General features: G+C 71.0%; 15 protein-coding genes. 8 read left to right on the top strand and 7 right to left on the bottom strand.

Annotated elements, in window-relative coordinates:
* Positions 1 to 63: 63 nt before the first annotated feature.
* Both rfbB and IO33_RS0116530 read right to left on the bottom strand, forming a co-directional pair.
* Positions 64 to 1,077 carry a dTDP-glucose 4,6-dehydratase gene (gene rfbB, locus IO33_RS0116535; protein ID WP_031165408.1) on the bottom strand — a complete coding sequence of 338 codons (1,014 nt, stop codon included), beginning with the start codon at positions 1,075 to 1,077 and terminating at the stop codon, positions 64 to 66.
* Positions 1,074 to 2,141, bottom strand: coding sequence for a glucose-1-phosphate thymidylyltransferase (locus IO33_RS0116530; protein ID WP_031165407.1), 1,068 nt, complete (start codon positions 2,139 to 2,141; stop codon positions 1,074 to 1,076). Before IO33_RS0116530 ends, rfbB begins: the two co-directional genes overlap by 4 nt.
* Before the next feature lie 447 nt (positions 2,142 to 2,588).
* Between IO33_RS0116530 and IO33_RS0116525 the strand changes: the two genes are divergently transcribed.
* Together IO33_RS0116525 and IO33_RS0116520 are read left to right on the top strand one after the other, a co-directional pair.
* The gene (locus IO33_RS0116525; protein WP_031165406.1) at positions 2,589 to 3,458 is read left to right on the top strand and encodes a hypothetical protein; all 870 of its coding nucleotides are present in this window, start codon (positions 2,589 to 2,591) and stop codon (positions 3,456 to 3,458) included.
* Positions 3,459 to 3,542: 84 nt separating this feature from the next.
* Positions 3,543 to 4,730 carry a DUF2235 domain-containing protein gene (locus IO33_RS0116520; RefSeq protein ID WP_051926823.1) on the top strand — a complete coding sequence of 396 codons (1,188 nt, stop codon included), beginning with the start codon at positions 3,543 to 3,545 and terminating at the stop codon, positions 4,728 to 4,730.
* A 186-nt stretch (positions 4,731 to 4,916) separates the two neighbouring features.
* On the opposite strand, the gene IO33_RS0116510 is transcribed toward IO33_RS0116520, so the two are convergent.
* Positions 4,917 to 5,582: a GntR family transcriptional regulator gene (locus tag IO33_RS0116510; RefSeq protein WP_031165403.1), complete on the bottom strand. Its 666-nt coding sequence runs from the start codon at positions 5,580 to 5,582 to the stop codon at positions 4,917 to 4,919.
* Positions 5,583 to 5,677: 95 nt separating this feature from the next.
* Between IO33_RS0116510 and glyA the strand changes: the two genes are divergently transcribed.
* The 6 genes from glyA to IO33_RS0116480 all read left to right on the top strand — a co-directional run bounded on the left by glyA (position 5,678) and on the right by IO33_RS0116480 (position 12,592).
* Positions 5,678 to 6,982, top strand: a complete 1,305-nt coding sequence (glyA, locus tag IO33_RS0116505; protein WP_031165401.1) for a serine hydroxymethyltransferase — start codon at positions 5,678 to 5,680, stop codon at positions 6,980 to 6,982.
* Positions 6,979 to 8,199 carry a sarcosine oxidase subunit beta family protein gene (locus IO33_RS0116500; protein WP_031165399.1) on the top strand — a complete coding sequence of 407 codons (1,221 nt, stop codon included), beginning with the start codon at positions 6,979 to 6,981 and terminating at the stop codon, positions 8,197 to 8,199. The genes glyA and IO33_RS0116500 overlap by 4 nt, the downstream gene beginning before the upstream one ends.
* Positions 8,200 to 8,209: 10 nt before the next feature.
* Complete coding sequence (locus IO33_RS0116495; RefSeq protein ID WP_031165397.1) at positions 8,210 to 8,506, top strand: sarcosine oxidase subunit delta; 297 nt, start codon at positions 8,210 to 8,212, stop codon at positions 8,504 to 8,506.
* The gene (locus IO33_RS0116490; RefSeq protein ID WP_031165395.1) at positions 8,503 to 11,385 is read left to right on the top strand and encodes a sarcosine oxidase subunit alpha family protein; all 2,883 of its coding nucleotides are present in this window, start codon (positions 8,503 to 8,505) and stop codon (positions 11,383 to 11,385) included. Before IO33_RS0116495 ends, IO33_RS0116490 begins: the two co-directional genes overlap by 4 nt.
* Positions 11,378 to 11,986 carry a sarcosine oxidase subunit gamma gene (locus IO33_RS0116485; protein ID WP_031165393.1) on the top strand — a complete coding sequence of 203 codons (609 nt, stop codon included), beginning with the start codon at positions 11,378 to 11,380 and terminating at the stop codon, positions 11,984 to 11,986. Before IO33_RS0116490 ends, IO33_RS0116485 begins: the two co-directional genes overlap by 8 nt.
* A 231-nt stretch (positions 11,987 to 12,217) precedes the next feature.
* On the top strand, positions 12,218 to 12,592 hold the full coding sequence (locus tag IO33_RS0116480; protein WP_031165390.1) for a VOC family protein: 375 nt from the start codon (positions 12,218 to 12,220) through the stop codon (positions 12,590 to 12,592).
* Positions 12,593 to 12,628: 36 nt separating this feature from the next.
* On the opposite strand, the gene IO33_RS0116475 is transcribed toward IO33_RS0116480, so the two are convergent.
* From IO33_RS0116475 to IO33_RS0116455, 4 genes are all read right to left on the bottom strand, one after another.
* Positions 12,629 to 13,837, bottom strand: coding sequence for a bifunctional class I SAM-dependent methyltransferase/NUDIX hydrolase (locus tag IO33_RS0116475; protein ID WP_037685528.1), 1,209 nt, complete (start codon positions 13,835 to 13,837; stop codon positions 12,629 to 12,631).
* Between the two features lie 39 nt (positions 13,838 to 13,876).
* Positions 13,877 to 15,859, bottom strand: a complete 1,983-nt coding sequence (locus tag IO33_RS0116470) for an ATP-binding cassette domain-containing protein (RefSeq protein WP_031165386.1) — start codon at positions 15,857 to 15,859, stop codon at positions 13,877 to 13,879.
* Between the two features lie 395 nt (positions 15,860 to 16,254).
* The gene (locus IO33_RS0116465; RefSeq protein WP_031165385.1) at positions 16,255 to 16,539 is read right to left on the bottom strand and encodes an aromatic-ring hydroxylase C-terminal domain-containing protein; all 285 of its coding nucleotides are present in this window, start codon (positions 16,537 to 16,539) and stop codon (positions 16,255 to 16,257) included.
* A gap of 208 nt (positions 16,540 to 16,747) precedes the next feature.
* On the bottom strand, positions 16,748 to 17,932 hold the full coding sequence (locus IO33_RS0116455; RefSeq protein WP_031165383.1) for a cytochrome P450: 1,185 nt from the start codon (positions 17,930 to 17,932) through the stop codon (positions 16,748 to 16,750).
* Positions 17,933 to 17,956: the final 24 nt, after the last annotated feature.

The raw sequence follows: 17,956 nt of genomic DNA, 5'->3' as shown, positions 1-17,956 counted from the left end.
CGGAAGGTGACCGGGGGGCGGGCGTTTCCTCCCGGCCGCCCCCGCCGGGATGAGGACGCGGCACTAGACCGTCGATCGCCCCTTCAGCGGTTCCCACCACGCGCGGTTCTCGCGATACCAGCCGACCGTCTCCGCAAGGCCGGTGGCGAAGTCCTTGCGGGGCTCGTAGCCCAGCTCCGCACGCAGCTTGCCGCAGTCCACCGAGTAGCGGCGGTCGTGTCCCTTGCGGTCGGCGACGTACTCGACACCGGTGTCCCAGTCCGCGCCGCAGGCGTCGAGCAGCAGCGCGGTCAGCTCCTTGTTGGACAACTCGGTACCCCCGCCGATGTTGTAGACCTCACCGGCGCGTCCCCTGTCGCGCACCAGCTCGATGCCCTGGACGTGGTCGTCGATGTGCAGCCAGTCGCGGACGTTGCCGCCGTCGCCGTACAGCGGGACCTTCTCGCCGTCCAGCAGGTTCGTGATGAACAGGGGGATGACCTTCTCGGGGAACTGGTGGTGCCCGTAGTTGTTGGAGCAGCGGGTCACCCGCACATCGAGGCCGTGGGTGCGGTGGTGGGCGAGGGCGATCAGGTCGCTGGAGGCCTTCGAGGCGGCGTACGGGGAGTTGGGCAGCAGCGGGTCCGTCTCCGGCCAGGAACCGGAGTCGATGGAGCCGTACACCTCGTCGGTGGAGACGTGCACGAACCTCTGCGGTCTCTTGTGGCGCAGGGCCGCGTCCAGCAGTGTCTGGGTGCCCAGGACATTGGTCCGGACGAACTCGGCGGCGCCCAGGATCGAGCGGTCCACATGCGACTCGGCGGCGAAGTGGACCACCTGGTCGTGTTCGGCGAGAAGCTCGTCGACCAGCGCGGCGTCACAGATGTCGCCCTTGACGAAGGTGAACCGCGGGTGATCGGCCACCTCGGCGAGGTTGGCCGGGTTGCCGGCGTAGGTGAGCTTGTCCAGCACCGTGACCGCCACGTCCCCGGGACCGGTCGGCCCGAGGAGCGTGCGGACGTAATGGGAGCCGATGAAACCGGCGCCACCGGTCACCAGGATGCGGGTCGGGCGCGCGGGAGCGGAGGAGGCCGTCATGAGGAGATCTGCACCTTGCTGTGGTCGCCGAGGACGAAACGGTGGGCGGCGGGCTTGCGGGCCGCCGGAGTGACCTCGACGCTGCGGCCGATGAGGGAGGCCTCCACCCGCCGGACACCGCTCAGCGACGAGTCGCGCAGCACGATCGAGTACTCGATCTCACTGTCCTCGATGCGGCAGTCGTCGGAGATCGAGGTGAAGGGGCCGACGTACGAGTCGGTGATGACGGTGTTCGCGCCGACGACCGCCGGGCCCACGATCCGGCTGCCGGTCACCTTGGCCCCGGGTTCGATGCGCACCCGGCCGATGATCTCGCTGGCGTCGTCGACCGTGCCGTCGATCCGGCGCTCCAGGCTCTCCAGCACCGAGCGGTTGACCTCCAGCATGTCGGTGACGTTCCCGGTGTCCTTCCAGTACCCGCAGATCGTGGTGGAGCGCACATCACGTCCGGCGTCGATCAGCCACTGGATGGCGTGCGTGATCTCCAACTCGCCGCGCCAGGACGGTTCGATCGAGCGCACGGCCTCATGGATCGCCGGGCTGAACAGATACACACCCACCAGCGCCAGTTCGCTCTTGGGGCGCCTGGGCTTCTCCTCCAGTCCGATCACCTGGCCCGCCGCGTTCAGCTCGGCCACGCCGAACGCGGTCGGGTTCGGCACCTTCGTCAGCAGGATCTGTGCCTCCGGCCGCTCGTTGCGGAAGGCGTCCACCAGATCGGTGATGCCGCCGACGACGAAGTTGTCGCCGAGGTACATCACGAAGTCGTCCTCGCCCAGGAACTCACGGGCGATCAGTACCGCGTGGGCCAGCCCCAGCGGTGCCGCCTGCGGGATGTAGGTGACATCGACGCCGAACGCGGAACCGTCGCCGACCGCCTCGCGGATCTCCTCGGCGGTGTCCCCGACGATGATCCCGACCTGGGTGATGCCCGCCTCTGCGATCGCCTCCAGGCCGTAGAACAGCACCGGCTTGTTCGCGACCGGTACGAGTTGCTTCGCCGATGTATGCGTTATGGGGCGCAATCGGGTACCTGAGCCACCAGACAACAAAAGTGCCTTCATGCGCATCACCCTACTGACGCCGGACTTGTCGACGGAGGGATTCCGCCCACCCGAGGTCCGCTGGGGACGGCCGGGGCGCCGCACAGAGGGTGCTGTCCGGCCGGCTCGGGCGTCCGGCGTCGCCCTCCGGTGGGCGGCCGACGGAGCCGGGCGGATAGACCCCCTTTTTCTCACGTTCTTTCCCGTCCGAAAAAGGCGAAGCTTCCTGTTCAACTTTTAGAGACACTTAAATCCGGAGAACTGCCTGATGTTCCGTCATCAGGACAGAAAAAGGCGGGAGTTGTGTGTTGCCGACTTTCCCTATGGCCTATTTGACGGATCAACTTGTCTCCGGTGGACGCCTGCCTTGACGAGAGGGAGGATTGCCGTAGAAGGCCGAGGTCTGTCGGGTCTTCGTCGATTGTCCGGAGACGATTATCCGGAAAGCAAGGGAGAGGGAGATCAGTTATGCCGATGCTGCTGATCAAGGGACAATACAAGATCGTCGGGGCCAGTCCTGACGGAGATTCTGTGCGCTTCTACCCGCACAACCCGGACGAGTGGGACCTGGTGCCGGGCCGCGCCGTGCACCGCAACCACGCCGGCGGCGCACAGCTGCGCCTGGACGGGATCGACACCCTGGAGACGCACTACCGCCCGCCCCACGGCCCTGAGCTCCACCAGCCCCCGCCCTTCGCCGCGCAGGCCGCGGCAGAGCTGCTCACGTGGCTGGGCTTCGAAGACGTGGAGCGCGATCTCAAAGGCATCGTCACGCACTGCGCACACGACGGCCGGCCCGGCTACATCCTGACGCGCAACGCGGACACGTACGGGCGGTGTGTGGCCCTGGCCGGCCGAGGCGACCCGGATCTGGGCGACAGCGGTGAGTCCGTCAGTGTCGACGTCGCCGCGATGAAGCAGACGGTGAACTACCACCAGCTGACCGAGGGAATGGCCTACCCGACCTTCTACCGCAACCTTTTCGTCGACCTGCGCAAGGCCATGGCCGAGGCGGTCGTGGATGCCCGGGGCGCCCAGAAAGGGCTGTGGCCGAAGGACGTGACGCAAAGCGGAGCCAAGCACGTCGATCTGGACTCGCTGACCGGTGATTCGGTGCTGATGCCCAAGCTCTTCCGCCGGCTGGCCGACTACCTCATTCTCAATGACGGGAGTTCCTCGCTGGCCGGCTTCCGGGCGTACCTGGAGCAGCGCGACGACCGGCTGTTCGTCATCTCCACCGGACAGTCGACGGGATTCGGCACCGTCGTCGACGTCTTCAACGGCAACAGCGTGAAGCTCACCCACCCTCCGGAAGACCTCGTCTTCGACGAGAAGTAGCCGCTCGGTCGCGAGTACGGACAGGGTGCGCCCCGGACGACGAGCGCACCCGGGGGACGAACACGCACACCAGGAGGGATGGTCATGACCAAGCGTCTGGTCGTCTGCTGCGACGGCACATGGAACTTCGCCGACCAGCCGAGCAAGACCAACGTCACCAAGATCGCCCTGTCCGTGCACCAGGGATCCGCCGGCGGGAAGGACCAGCGCGTCTATTACCACAGCGGCGTCGGTACCTCCCGGTGGGAGCGCCTGCGCGGCGGCGCGTTCGGGGCGGGACTGTCCCGGAACGTCATCGACGCGTACCGCTTCCTCGTCGAGACGTACGAGCCCGACGACGAGCTGTTCCTGTTCGGCTTCAGCCGGGGGGCGTTCACCGCCCGCAGCCTGGCGGGTCTGGTGCGCAACTGCGGCATCCTGCGCCGGGACCAGGCCGACCGGATCCCGCAGGCCTGGGCCCTGTACCGCGACCGGATCGAGAGGCCGAGCGGCGTGGCCTCCACGCTGTTCCGCCGCACGTACGCGCACGAGACCGAAATCCACTTCATAGGGGTCTGGGACACGGTGGGTGCGCTGGGTGTACCCGTGCCGGACCTTCGATGGCTCCAGCCGGTCGTGAACCGGTTCAACCACCGCTGGGCCTTCCACGACACCGACCTGAGCAGCTGGGTCAAGGCCGCCTTCCACGCGCTGGCCGTCGACGAACAGCGCTCGGCGTTCCAGCCGACACTGTGGCACCAGCGGCCCGGTGCCGCCGACGGGGGCCAGGTGCTGAAGCAGGTCTGGTTCGCCGGGGTGCACTGCGATGTCGGCGGCGGCTACAAGGAGACGGGACTGTCCGACATCACCCTGCAGTGGATGGTCGGCCAAGCCCGCAGATACGGGCTGAAGTTCGACGCCGAGGCGCTCAGCGCGGTCGGGCCGAGCGAGATGAAGGCGGGAGAGAGCAGCGACTTCCGTGTGGAGCCGGACGCCCTGGGCATGCTGCACTCCTCGCGCACGAAACTGTGGAGACTGGCCAGGCCGCTGCACCGGCCCATCGGATGCGCGGCGGACGAGGACGGCCGACTCGACGGAAACGAGTTCCTGTCCGTGCCGGCCAAGAACCGTTACGACATCGACAGCGACTACCGGCCCCCTGAGCTGAAGCGGTACCTCGCCGATCAGCAGCGCGTCCGACTGGAGCCGGTGCTTATGCCGGCCACCGGAGCGCGTCACCGGGAAGGAGACACCGGAAGGTGGCCGCAGGAGGAGCCGGTGACCCCCGGCTGAGCCCCTTCGGGTCACGATCGAACGCCGCGTCCGCCACATGATCGCCCAGCTTCCCGAGGGCGACGCCGCCCCGCACCGGTGGTCCTGGCCGGCGGGGCGGACCCGGCTGCGCCGCGACGGTCTTCGGGGCGCCGTGCTGCGCTGACGCCCGGCCGGCGACGGGGTGGGTCCGGCCGGACGGGCGTCTCAGATGGCCTCGCGAACGGCCCGTTCGAAGCCCTCGACATGGCTGCGGGCGAGCTCCGCCGCCCTGTCCGCCTCGCCGCCCACGATCGCCTCGATCAGCGGTACGTGCTCCTCGACGTGGCCGGCCATGTCGGACAGCCGGTCGACGAACAGGCACCAGATACGCGTGGCCAGGTTGTCGTGGCGGACGAGGGTGTCCTCCAGGTACGGGTTGTGCGTGGCGGCGTAGATCGCGCGATGGACCCGCAGGTCCAGGCGCATGAGCTCGGCGGCCTCGTGCGCACGGACGTCCCCGCCCGCCAGCTCTCCCCGCAGGGCCGTCAGGGCCGCGCGGTCCGTGGCCGTGGCGCGCCGGGCGGCCTGGGCTGCGGCCAGGGGCTCCAGCTCCTGCCGCACCTCGGAGATGTGGGCCAGGTCGGTGATGTTGACGTCGGTGGCGAAGGTCCCGCGTCGCGGGTAGGTCGTGATCAGGCGCTCGTACTGAAGCCGCTTGAGCGCCTCGCGCACCGGCGTCCGGCCGACGCCGAGGGACTGGCCCAGCTGCTCCTCGTTGATCGGTGCGCCGGGGCGGATCTCCAGCATGACCAGCCGGTCGCGGATGGCGCGGTAGGCGCGTTCGGCGAGGGACAGCTCCTCGCTTCCCGTCTCGGTCGCCCATTGCTGCATCGATGTCCCCTTGACCTGTCCAGCGAGCTCCCATACCTTAGCGCAGAGGCTAATATATCAGTTGCTCATTAGTTGGCTGTCAGGATGGTGCGCAGATGGCAACGAACCCGTCGATCAGCACGTTCGCCTCCCCTCTCTCCCTCCCGCTCGGCACACTCGACCCGGACGTCGCCGCCGCCGTGGACGCCGAGCTGCGCCGCCAGCAGTCGACCCTCGAGATGATCGCCTCGGAGAACTTCGCCCCGGCCGCCGTGATGGAGGCCCAGGGCTCGGTGCTGACCAACAAGTACGCCGAGGGCTACCCGGGCCGCCGCTACTACGGCGGCTGCGAACACGTCGACGTCGTCGAGCGGCTGGCCGTGGCCCGGGTGAAGGAACTGTTCGGCGCAGAGGCCGCGAACGTGCAGCCGCACTCCGGCGCCCAGGCCAACGCGGCCGCGATGTTCGCCCTGCTGGAGCCCGGCGACACGATCCTGGGCCTGGACCTGGCCCACGGTGGGCACCTCACCCACGGCATGCGCGTCAACTACTCCGGCAAGCTGTACAGCGTCGTGCCGTACCACGTGCGCGAGTCCGACATGCGCATCGACATGGACGAGGTCGAGCAGCTCGCTCTCGCCCACCGGCCCAGGATGATCGTCGCCGGCTGGTCCGCCTACTCCCGGCGGCTGGACTTCGCCGCGTTCCGCCGGATCGCCGACGCGGTGGGCGCGTACCTGCTGGTCGACATGGCACACTTCGCCGGCCTGGTGGCCGCGGGCCTGCACCCCAGCCCGGTGCCGTACGCCGACGTCGTGACGACCACCACCCACAAGACCCTCGGCGGCCCGCGCGGCGGCGTGATCCTCAGCCGCGCCGGCCTCGCCAAGAAGATCAACTCCGCGGTCTTCCCGGGCCAGCAGGGCGGCCCGCTGGAGCACGTCATCGCGGCGAAGGCGGTGGCCTTCAAGGTGGCGGCGGGCAAGGAGTTCAAGGAACGCCAGCAGCGCACCCTGGACGGCGCCCGCATCCTCGCCGGACGACTGCTGGCCGACGACGTGGCCGAGGCCGGGATCACGGTGCTGACCGGCGGCACCGAAGTCCACCTGGTCCTCGTCGATCTTCGCGGCTCCGCGCTCGACGGACGGCAGGCCGAGGACCGGCTGCACCGCATCGGCATCACCGTCAACCGCAACGCGGTGCCCTTCGACCCCCGCCCGCCGATGGTGTCGTCAGGACTGCGGATCGGCACCCCGGCCCTGGCCACCCGCGGCTTCGGCGAGGCGGAGTTCCGGGAGGTCGCCGACATCATCGCCGAGGCGCTGAAGGGCGAACAGCCCGACGACGAACTGCGCGCCCGGGTCGGGAAACTCGCCGCCGCCTTCCCCCTCTACCCCCACCTGAACGGAGACGCGGCATGACCACCGAGCCGCTGCCGGAGCACCCGGACTTCCTGTGGCGCAACCCCGAGCCGCGCTCCTCGTACGACGTCGTGATCGTCGGCGCGGGAGGCCACGGCCTGGCCACCGCCTACTACCTCGCCAAGAACCACGGCATCACCAGCGTCGCCGTCCTGGAGAAGGGCTGGCTGGCCGGCGGCAACATGGCCCGCAACACCACGATCATCCGCTCCAACTACCTCTGGGACGAGAGCGCGGCGATCTACGAGCACGCGCTCAAGCTGTGGGAGGGGCTCCCGGCGGAACTGGACTACGATTTCCTGTTCAGCCAGCGTGGCGTCCTCAACCTCGCGCACACCCTCCAGGACGTCCGCGAGGGCATGCGCCGCGTGGGCGCCAACCGCCTCAACGGAGTCGACGCCCAGTGGCTGGGGCCGGACGAGGTCGCCGAGGTCTGCCCCATCCTCAACGTCTCGACCCGCACCCGGTATCCGGTCCTCGGCGGCACCTTCCAGCCGCGGGCCGGCATCGCCAAGCACGACCACGTCGCCTGGGCGCTGGCCCGCCGGGCCGACGAGCTGGGCGTGGACCTGATCCAGGGCTGCGAGGTCACCGGCTTCCTCAAGGACGGCGACCGGGTGGTGGGCGTCGAGACCAACCGCGGCCGCATCCTCACCGGCCGGGTCGGCCTCGCGGCGGCCGGGCACAGCAGCCTGCTGGCCCAGCGGGCCGGCTTCCGGCTGCCCGTGCAGTCGCATCCGCTGCAGGCCCTGGTCTCCGAACTGCACGAGCCGGTGCACCCGACCGTGGTCATGTCGAACCACGTGCACGTCTACGTCTCCCAGGCGCACAAGGGCGAACTGGTGATGGGCGCGGGTGTCGACGCGTACAACGGCTACGGCCAGCGCGGCTCCTTCCATGTGATCGAGCAGCAGATGGCCGCCGCGGTCGAACTCTTCCCGGTCTTCGCCCGCGCGCATGTGCTGCGGACCTGGGGCGGCATCGTCGACGTCACCCCGGACGCCTCCCCGATCATCGGCCGCACCCCTGTCGAGAACCTCTACGTCAACTGCGGCTGGGGCACCGGCGGGTTCAAGGCCACCCCAGCCGCCGGCTGGACCTTCGCGCACACCATCGCCACCGGCGAGCCGCACCCGCTGAACGCCCCCTTCGCCCTCGAACGCTTCACGACGGGCGCGTTGATCGACGAACACGGCGCGGCAGCCGTGGCCCACTGAGGAGGACAGCGTGTTGCTGATCAGCTGCCCATGGTGCGGTCCCCGTGACGAGACCGAGTACCACTACGGGGGACAGGCCCACGTCGCCCACCCCGAGAACCCCGCGGACCTCACCGACGAGCAGTGGGCCGAGTACGTCTTCTACCGCGACAACCCCAGGGGTCCCTTCGCCGAGCGATGGGTGCACAGCACCGGCTGCCGCCGCTGGTTCAACGTCCTGCGCGACACCGTGACCTACGAGGTGCTCGCCGTCTACCGGCTCGACGAGCCCCGCCCCGAACTGCCCCAGGCCGGAGGGAACCGATGACCGACCAGCACTTCCGGCTCCGCCGAGGGGGCCGCATCGACCGCGGCACCGAACTGCGCTTCACCGTCGACGGACGGGAGCTGACCGGGCACCCCGGAGACACCGTCGCCTCGGCCATGCTGGCCAACGGCCTCACCCAGGTCGCCCCGTCGCTCTACCGCGGCCGCCCGCGCGGCATCGTCGCCGCAGGAGCCGAGGAACCCAACGCCCTGCTGCAGCTCGCCGGCCCGTGCTCGGAGGGCATGCTCCCGGCCACCACCGTGGAACTGTACGACGGCCTGTCCGCCACGACGCTGTCCGGCATGGGCCGGCTCGACCCGACCCCCGACCCCGCCCGCTACGACAAGAAGTACGTCCACACCGACGTCCTGGTCGTCGGCGCCGGACCGGCCGGGCTGGCCGCCGCCACCGCTGCCGCCGGCTCCGGTGCCCGCGTGATCCTCGTCGACGACCAGCCCGAGCCCGGCGGTTCGCTGCTCTCCGGGCGCACCGAGCGGGTCGGCGCACAGACCGCTTCGGAGTGGGTCGCCGACGTGCGCGCGGCACTCGACGCCGCCCCCGAGGTCGTCGTCCTGCAACGGACCACGGCGTTCGGGTCGTACGACGACAACTACCTGTTGGCGCTCCAGCGGCGCACCGACCACCTCGGAACTGCCGCTCCTGAGGGCGTCTCCCGCCAACGGCTGTGGCACATCCGCGCCCGCCAGGTCGTCCTCGCGACCGGCGCGCACGAGCGTCCCCTCGTCTTCGCCGGCAACGACCGGCCCGGTGTGATGCTCGCCGGAGCCGTGCGCTCGTACGTCAACCGCTACGCGGTCGTCCCGGGCTCGCGGGCCGTGGTCGGCACGACCAACGACAGTGCCTATGACACGGTCGCCGACCTCCACGCCGCTGGCATCGACATCGCCGCCGTCGTGGACGCGCGGCCCGAGCTCTCCCCCCGGGCCGCCGAGACCGCGCTCGCCACCGGCGTGCGGGTGCTGACGGGCAGCGCGGTGATCGACACCGCGGGCGACGGACGGCTGACCGGCGTCACCGTCCAGGCCCTCGGCACCGACGGCCGGCTCACCGGTGCACCACAACCGTTCGACTGCGACCTGCTCGCCGTCTCGGGCGGCTGGAGCCCCGTGGTGCACCTGCACAGCCAGCGCCAGGGCCGGCTGCGCTGGGACGAGGACCTGGTCGCCTTCGTCCCCGACGGCACCGTACGCGACCAGCAGGTCGCCGGCGCGGTCCGCGGGACGTACGACCTCGACGGCTGCCTGGCCGAAGGGGCACGGGCGGGTGCGCGGGCCGCGGCCGACGCCGGGTTCCCCGTCGCCGTACCGTCGCCCGGCGATGCCCGGCCCACCGGCCCGACGCGTGCCCTGTGGCTGGTCCCCGCCCCCGACGGCGAACCCGCCACCTGGGACACCCACTTCGTCGACCTCCAGCGCGACGTGACCGTCGCCGACGTCTGGCGCTCCACCGGCGCCGGTATGCGCGGCGTGGAGCACGTCAAGCGCTACACCTCGCTCGGTACGGCCAACGACCAGGGCAAGACGTCCGGCGTCAACGCGATCGGCGTGATCGCCGAGGCGCTCGGTGCCGGCGCGTCACCCGGCGAGATCGGCACCACGGCCTACCGGGCGCCGTACACGCCGATCGCCTTCGCCGCCCTCGCCGGGCGCGAGCGCGGTGAGCTGTTCGACCCGGAGCGCACCACCTCCCTCCACAGCTGGCACGTGGCACACGGCGCCGAGTTCGAGGACGTCGGGCAGTGGAAGCGCCCCTGGTACTACCCGCGGCCCGGTGAGGACATGGACACGGCCGTGGCCCGCGAGTGCCGGGCGGCCCGCGAGGGCGTGGCGTTCATGGACGCCTCCACCCTCGGCAAGATCGAGATCTGGGGCGCGGACGCGGGCGAGTTCCTCAACCGCGTCTACACCAACGCCTTCAAGAAGCTGAAGCCCGGCATGGCCCGCTACGGGGTCATGTGCAAGCCCGACGGCATGATCTTCGACGACGGTGTCACCCTGCGCCTCGACGACAACCGCTACTTCATGACCACCACGACCGGAGGCGCCGCCGGAGTGCTGGACTGGCTGGAGGAGTGGCTGCAGACCGAATGGCCCGAACTCGACGTGCACTGCACCTCGGTGACCGAGCAGTGGGCGACGATCGCCGTCGTGGGCCCGCAGTCGCGCCAGGTCGTCGCCCGGCTCGCGCCCGACCTCGACCTGTCCGCCGAGGCGTTCCCCTTCATGGCCTTCCGCGAGACCACCCTGGCCTGCGGCATCCCGGCCCGTGTCTGCCGGATCTCCTTCTCCGGTGAACTCGCCTACGAGATCAACGTCTCCGCCTGGTACGGCCTGGCCGTCTGGGAGCAGGTCCACGAGGCCGGACAGCCGTACGGCATCACCCCGTACGGCACCGAGACCATGCACGTCCTGCGGGCCGAGAAGGGGTACATCATCGTCGGCCAGGACACCGACGGCACCGTCACCCCGCAGGACGCGGGCATGTCCTGGGTGGTCTCCCGGCAGAAGGACTTCATCGGAAAGCGGTCCTTCGCCCGCGCCGACACCTCCCGCACCGACCGCAAGCAACTCGTCGGACTGCTGCCGAGCGACCGCACGACCCGGCTGCCCGAGGGCACCCAACTCGTCGCGCCGCACGTGCCGGTCACCCCCGAGGCGGGGCCGGTGCCGATGCTCGGGCACGTCACCTCCAGCTACCACAGCCCGGCCCTCGGCCGCCCCTTCGCCCTCGCCCTCGTCGCCGACGGACGGGCGAGGATCGGCGAGACCCTGCTCGCTCCCGTGGGCGAGGACCTGGTGCCCGTCGAGGTGACCGACTTCGTCCTCTACGACCCCGAAGGGACCAAGCGAGATGGCTGAGCCGACGTTCGACGCACGGGTGAGCCCCCTGGCACACCTGGCGGAGCGGATGCGCGCCGCCGCGGTCACCGGCGCCCGCGGCGTCACGCTGACCGAGTGGCCGTTCGTCACCATGGTGAACCTGCGCGTCGCCCCCGCTTCCGCGGCAGCCGACCGCATCGAGAAGACCCTCGGGGCACGGCTCCCGCGCCGGTGCGGCCACACCACCTCGGCCGGCCCCCACACGGTCGTCTGGCTCGGCCCCGACGAATGGCTCGTACTGTCCCAGGCCGAACCGGCCATGGTGACCGCCGAGTTGCGGGAGGCACTCGACGGCGACCGGGGCTCGGTCGTGGACGTCTCGGCGAACCGCACCACGCTGGAGCTGAGCGGCCCGTCCGCCCGGCAGGTGCTGGAGAAGGGCTGCCCGCTGGACCTGCACCCCCGGGCCTTCGCCCCCGGCCGGGCGGTGTCCACCACGGTCGGCCCCGTCGCGGTGGTCCTCTGGCAGGTCGACGACGCGCCGACGTACCGGCTGTTCCCACGCTCCTCGTTCGCCGACTACCTGGCCCGCTGGCTCATCGACGCGACGAGCGAGTACCGCAGCCCGGAGGTGCCCTGACGGCGCTCAGCGCGATGATCCGTACGCGGTCGGCATCGGCCCCTCCGCCTCCCACGCGGTGGGGCCGATAGGGGCGGCCCGGCGCCTCGCCCGGCGCCCGGACGGCGCGGGGCTGCTGCCGCCGACCACAGCCACACCCCTGACGACCTGGCATGCCCGCCGCCGCGGCGGGTACGACCCCTCCCGTACGGGAGTGTCGCGGATGCGGCCGGAGAGCGAGGGGTGTCGGAAGTGATTCGGAAGCTGCAGGCGATCGCGCTGGACTGCGCCGATGCGGTACGGCTCGCGGAGTTCTACGCGGAACTGCTCGGCGGCCGGGTGGTCATGGACTCGGAGGATCCCGACTGGGTGGAGGTGCACGGGTTCGAGGGGACGCCGCTTGCCTGCCAGCGGGTGGACGGCTACCGAGCGCCCGAATGGCCCGGCCAGCAGTACCCGCAGCAGCTCCACCTGGACTTCGACGTGGACGACCTCGACGGGGAGGAGAAGCGGGCGCTCGCCCTCGGCGCGACCGTGCTGGAGCGGACGGACCAGCTCCGCCCGGAGGCCAACTGGCGGGTCTACGCGGACCCGGCCGGCCATCCGTTCTGCCTCTGCCTCCACTGAGCCGTCGGCCCCACCGCGTCACCATGACCCACCACGTCACCACGACCCGCCTCGCACCGCGGTCGCCGAAGGAGCCGTACGAGGGGCGTAGGGGGTGAAATGCGCCGGGGGATGGTCGATCGGCAGGTCCGGACGCCATGCGGTGAGGATCTGGGCGCTGCACACGAACAGACCGTCGGGCAGCCGGTCCAGGGGATACCAGGCCCAGTCGCCGACGCTCTCGTCAGGCTGTGTCGCCGGCCGGCCCTGCCAGGCGCTCACAAGGGCGCCGACGGTGACCCGCACGACGTGTTCGACGTGGTCGACGAGCGTGCCCAGGAGTGTGATGTCGTCGGGCCTGGCGATCAGACCGGTCTCCTCGGCGAGTTCCCGGATCACGGTTGCTTCCAGGGACTCCCCGGCCTCTACGGTTCCACCCGGCAGTTCGAGCGTGCCGCGACGGTGTCGGCCGAGCAGCACGCCCTCGTCGCCGAGGACGATGGCGCCGACGCCGATGGCCGCGTGGGGCTTGGGTGGCCGGGTGGTGCGGGGCCGGCTGAAGACGCGCGTCGGGCGGTGCGGGAGGCGGCGGGCGCGGATGAGCTGCTGGACGACGGGGTTGTCGCCGTCCGAGGGGCGCAGAAGGTCGATGGCCTCGACTCGGAAGCCGTGCTCGGTGAGCAGGTCCTCCCACAGCTGCGGTGCCAGGACCCACATCCGGGTGGGCAACGGTGGATCGTCCCGCAGGATGATCGTCTGTTCACGTGGCGCGACGGTCGTGGACGGGCCGTGGCCGTGCAGGTCGGTATGGAGCAGCGAGAGGACCAGCGGTGCACCGGGGCGCAGGCCGTCGCGCAGCGCGGGCAGGACGCGGCGCGGGTCGGCGAAGGCGAGGCTGCCGATGGCGTACGCGGCGTCGAAGGGTTCCGCGGTGCGGAGGTGGTCGGCCACGTCGCCGTGCACGAACCGGACGCCGGGCGTGCCCGCATACGCACCGGTGGCGCGTTGGTGCTGGGTGAGGGACAGTTCGATCGCGGTGACCCGTGCACCGTGGGTCCGGGCCAGGTGAACGGCGTGGTGGCCGGCGCCGGAGCCGATGTCCAGGACGCGTTTGCCGGTGACGTCACCGAGGACTTCCGCCCCCGGACCGACCCCCTTCCACGGAGCCCATTCCAGCCGTTCGGGAACGGGCGGCACATACCCACGGTTCAGCTGACGTCGGCCGTACACGGTCCATGCTTCGGCGTTGAGATCCTCTACGGACAAGGGGGCTCCTGAGGGCAGAGCGGGGCCTTCCGGGCGGGGTCATGCCGGGTCGGCGACGGCGGGGGAGTCGGGGCGGGGGACAGCGGGGGCGTACTGCGTGGCCTGTGCGTCGAACATCGAGGCGTAGCGCCCCTGGACGGCCATGAGCTCGTCGTGGCTGCCCTGCTCGACGAGCCGTCCGTGGTGCAGGACGTAGATGCGGTCGGCGTGGCGGACGCCGGACATGCGGTGGGTGACCAGGACGACGGCCCGGTTCGGGGCGGCGAGCCGGCGGATGCGGTCGAACGCGGCGATCTCGGCCTCCGGGTCGAGGGCGGAGGTGGGTTCGTCCACGATGAGCACGCCCGCGGCGTCCGAGGTGGAACTGCGCCAGTGGGTTCGGGCGAGCCCGATCTTCTGCCACTCGCCGCCGGACAGTTCGCTCGCACCGCGGAACATCCGGGCCAGCAGACTCCGCAGGCCTTCGGGAAGTTTCGCGATGACCGGGCCGGCACCCGCGTAGTCGATGGACGGCTGAAGACGCTCGGGGCCGCCGTCCTGGGCAGGCCGGCCGATCCGGATGTTCAACGCCGCCGTCACGGGCCAGCGCTGGAAGTCCTGGGTGAGCAGGGAGACGCAGTCGAAGACCTGGGAGCGGTCCAGGGAGGCGACGTCGGCCGCACCCCACCGCACGGTCCCGCTCTGCGGCAGCAGCAGGCCCGACAACAGCTTCATCAGCGTGCTCTTGCCGGAGCCGTTCTCGCCGACCACGGCGGTGACCGAGCCCATGGGCAGCGTGAGGGACACCCCGTCCAGAGCGGGTGCTTCGCGGTCCGGGTAGCGGTAGCTGACGCGGTCGAGGACTACCTGCCTCACCTGTGCCGGAACGGGATCGCCCCCGCCGGGAATGGTGCGCAGGGCCGCCTCGTCCAGGAACCGGGCGTGGTCGCGGACGTAGAGGGACTCCTCGTGCAGCTGGTTCACGTTCATCACCAGCGCGCCCAGGCTCGCGGAGCCGGACCGGACGGCGATGACGGCGGTGCCGGCCACGGCCAGACTCATGCGCCCACTCGTGATCAGCAGGAACATGGCCGCGTACGTCGCCGCCATGGCGAGGCCGGACAGTGCCGCCGCCACCCATTCGGTGACGGCCTTGCTGGAGGCCAGCCGCTCCTGCTCGGCCTCGGCGCTCTCGGCCATCCGCTCGTAGCGACTGAGGAGGAACGGCCCGACGGCGTGGATGCGCACTTCCTGCGCGGCGGTGCGCTCGGTGAGCAGGTTGCCGATGAGGCGGCTGGCCCGCACGTGCTCGATCCAGCTCATCACCGACACATACCGTTCCTGCGCCACCCGCATCGCACCCCAGCCGCGCGGCGCCGCGATCAGGATCAGCATCGGCAGGAGGACGGGGTGGAGGATGGTGAGCACGCCGGCCGTGGAGACCAGCGAGATGGTCCCGTTCAGCGCGGCCACGCAGGCACCGATCATGCGGCGGGCGGAGCCGGCGCCGTACTGGGCGACGTCGATCAGCCGCCTGAACTCCGGGTCCTCGATGGCCTCCAGCTCCACCGACGCGGCGGCGGCCAGATACTGGGTCGTGGCGGTCCGCTCGACCAGCGGCTCCAGCCGGCCCGCCCGTGAGGTGGACCATCCGGCCAGGCCCGAGTTGACCACGGCCGCTCCGGCGGCGGCCAGCAAGCCCGGCAGCACCGCGTGCAGCCGCTGCCCGGGGGTGCCCGAGCCGAGCAGCGCGTGCATGACGGCGTTGACCGCGAGCAGGCCGATCGCCGCCGCGACACCCTGCGCGATCTCGCTGACCGCGACCGTGAGCAGAGCCCTGCGGTCGGCGTGCCACGCCATCCGCAAGGTCGCCCCGACCAGCCTCGGCATGGAGCGCAGTGCCGACATCATCGTCAGGTCGAGTCGGGCATGCTCGTGTTCGGACCAGCCGAAGTCGTAGCGCAAGGGGCCGCCGAAAAGCTCCTGTTCGGCGTCGGAGACCTCCGGCTCGGCCGTCTGCACGCGCCCGAATAACCTCTTCACAGGGCGCCTCCCGGCCCGGGCCGGCCCAGTGCCCGGAGAACCGGCGTCGTCGTCCTCGTCCGCGCACCGGCCCAGCGGGCGGACGCCGGGTCGCGAGTCGGTTGTGGTGGTGTGCCGGCCGAAGTCAACGTGGCCCCCCTGGACGCTTGTGCTGCTCGTTCGTATGGCTCAACGAACCAGCCAGGATTTCGAACACATGTGTTTCGGTCGTGCTCGGAACCCCGTGATTGAGCGCGCGCCGGAGCTTGCGGGGTGCACCGACCCTTGCCGCACAAGGACCGGGGCTGAAGCGGCGGTGGCCGAAACGCCGAGCGTGCCGCCGACCCGGGGGCGAAACCGGCGACACGGCACGATGGGTGCGGCAGCCGACGGCCCATTCCGATGCCGCAGGGGGGTCAGCTCACCGATTCCCTCCCGGACGAGGACGACGGCGCGCCCGCCCGTCGGCGCAGGGCGGCTTCGAGGGCGGTGACGTCGGTGACGGCGCTGGTGTCGGAGGCCCAGGCCACCACCCTGTCCGGGCGTACCAGCACCCAGGTCGGCGTCCCGTGGTGGTCGCCCACGCCGCTCACGCACCCGGGCCAGGCCGCGGCGAGGCGGGCGAACGCACCGTCAGGAGAGCGGTCGAGCAGCAGGAAGGCGCCGCGGTGGCCGGGCCGGCCAGGCCGGAGCCGTCCCACCCGGGGGACGACGCTGGGCGGTCGACCGCGACGAACTGCTACACCGGTTCACCGCCCTGCCCGCCGAGGCCTTCCCCCACACCACCCGTCACGCCGCCGAGCTCACCGCCGGCGAGGGCCACGACCGGTTCGACTTCACCCTCGACCTGATGATCGAGGGCCTCACCCACCGCCCACCGGGCCGACCCCGTCATCGCTGATCGAGTTCTCACAGCTGGATGGGCAGGTGGCGGGGTCCGCGGAGCATGGCGTTCTGGCGGTAGGGCGGCGGGTCCTGGACCAGCTGTGCGGTGGCGAGGCGGGGGAGCAGCGCGCCGAGTGCGGTGTAGGCCTCGATACGGGCGAGGGGGGCGCCGAAGCACACATGGATGCCGCTGCCGAACCCGAAGTGCTGGTTGTCCGGACGGGTGGGGTCGAACCGGTCCGGATCGTGGAACCGCCTGGGGTCACGGTTGCCCGAGCCGAATACCAGGATGACCGACGTGCCCGCGGGGATGCGGGTGCCGGCGACCTCCATGTCGGCGTGCGGGATCCGCTCGCGCATATGGACCGGTGGCTCGTAGCGCAGCAGTTCCTCCACCGCTCGCGGCAGCAGTTCGGGTTCGCGCCGCAGGCGGTCCTGCTGCTCGGGCTGGCGCAGGAGGGTGAGCACGCCGTTGGTGATGAGGTTGACCGTGGTCTCGTGTCCGGCGATGAGGAGCAGCACGGCGGTCTCCGCGAGTTCCTCCTGGGTCAGCCGCAGGGCGGGATCGGGCTCGTTGGCGAAGGCGGAGAGCATGTCGTCGCCCGGCTTGCCACGGCGCTGCTCGGCGAGGTTCACCAGGTAGCCGCCCATCTCGATGCGTGCCTGGTCGCCGGCCTTGTCGGTGTCGGTGGTGTCCTGGTCGGGCCTGACGTCGGCGGATGCGACGATCGCGTCGGACCACGCCCGGAAGAGCGGCTCGTCCTCGTGCGGTACGCCGAGCAGGCGGCAGATCACGGCGACGGGCAGCGGGTAGGCGAAGTCGTCGACGAGGTCGATCTGCCGGCCCGCCTCGAAGGTCTCCGCCAGCTCCTCGGTGATCCGGCCGATCTCGCCGCGCATGCCGTCTACTCGGCGGGGGCTGTGCGGCGGGCCGAACGGCCGCATGGTCAGCGTGCGCAGCCGGTGGTGCTCGGGGTCGTCGAGCCGCAGGAACGGCGGCTTGTGGGTCATTTCGCCGCGGGTACGGGGATCGGCACTCATGCGTGGGTCGTGGAGCAGCGCGGCGATGTGGTGGTAGCCGCCGATCAGACAGTTGCCGCCGGCCTGCCACACGACGGGACCGGCCTCGCGCAGTTCGGCGTACAGCGGGTAGGGGTTGGGGCGGCTGGCGTAGTCGGTGATCCGTGCCAGCAGGGTGTCGGAGTCCATGGCGGCTCCTTCGTAGGGGCGGGA

The organism is Streptomyces durhamensis (assembly GCF_000725475.1).
GTDB lineage: Bacteria > Actinomycetota > Actinomycetes > Streptomycetales > Streptomycetaceae > Streptomyces > Streptomyces filipinensis.
This window is presented reverse-complemented; position numbering and strand designations above follow the sequence as displayed.

What these genes read in the sequence shown, in the direction of transcription:
- rfbB (WP_031165408.1), bottom strand. Translation starts at nt 1,077, where the DNA reads ATGACGGCCTCCTCCGCTCCCGCGCGCCCGACCCGCATCCTGGTGACC.
- IO33_RS0116530 (WP_031165407.1), bottom strand. Translation starts at nt 2,141, where the DNA reads ATGAAGGCACTTTTGTTGTCTGGTGGCTCAGGTACCCGATTGCGCCCC.
- IO33_RS0116525 (WP_031165406.1), top strand. Translation starts at nt 2,589, where the DNA reads ATGCCGATGCTGCTGATCAAGGGACAATACAAGATCGTCGGGGCCAGT.
- IO33_RS0116520 (WP_051926823.1), top strand. Translation starts at nt 3,543, where the DNA reads ATGACCAAGCGTCTGGTCGTCTGCTGCGACGGCACATGGAACTTCGCC.
- IO33_RS0116510 (WP_031165403.1), bottom strand. Translation starts at nt 5,582, where the DNA reads ATGCAGCAATGGGCGACCGAGACGGGAAGCGAGGAGCTGTCCCTCGCC.
- glyA (WP_031165401.1), top strand. Translation starts at nt 5,678, where the DNA reads ATGGCAACGAACCCGTCGATCAGCACGTTCGCCTCCCCTCTCTCCCTC.
- IO33_RS0116500 (WP_031165399.1), top strand. Translation starts at nt 6,979, where the DNA reads ATGACCACCGAGCCGCTGCCGGAGCACCCGGACTTCCTGTGGCGCAAC.
- IO33_RS0116490 (WP_031165395.1), top strand. Translation starts at nt 8,503, where the DNA reads ATGACCGACCAGCACTTCCGGCTCCGCCGAGGGGGCCGCATCGACCGC.
- IO33_RS0116485 (WP_031165393.1), top strand. Translation starts at nt 11,378, where the DNA reads ATGGCTGAGCCGACGTTCGACGCACGGGTGAGCCCCCTGGCACACCTG.
- IO33_RS0116455 (WP_031165383.1), bottom strand. Translation starts at nt 17,932, where the DNA reads ATGGACTCCGACACCCTGCTGGCACGGATCACCGACTACGCCAGCCGC.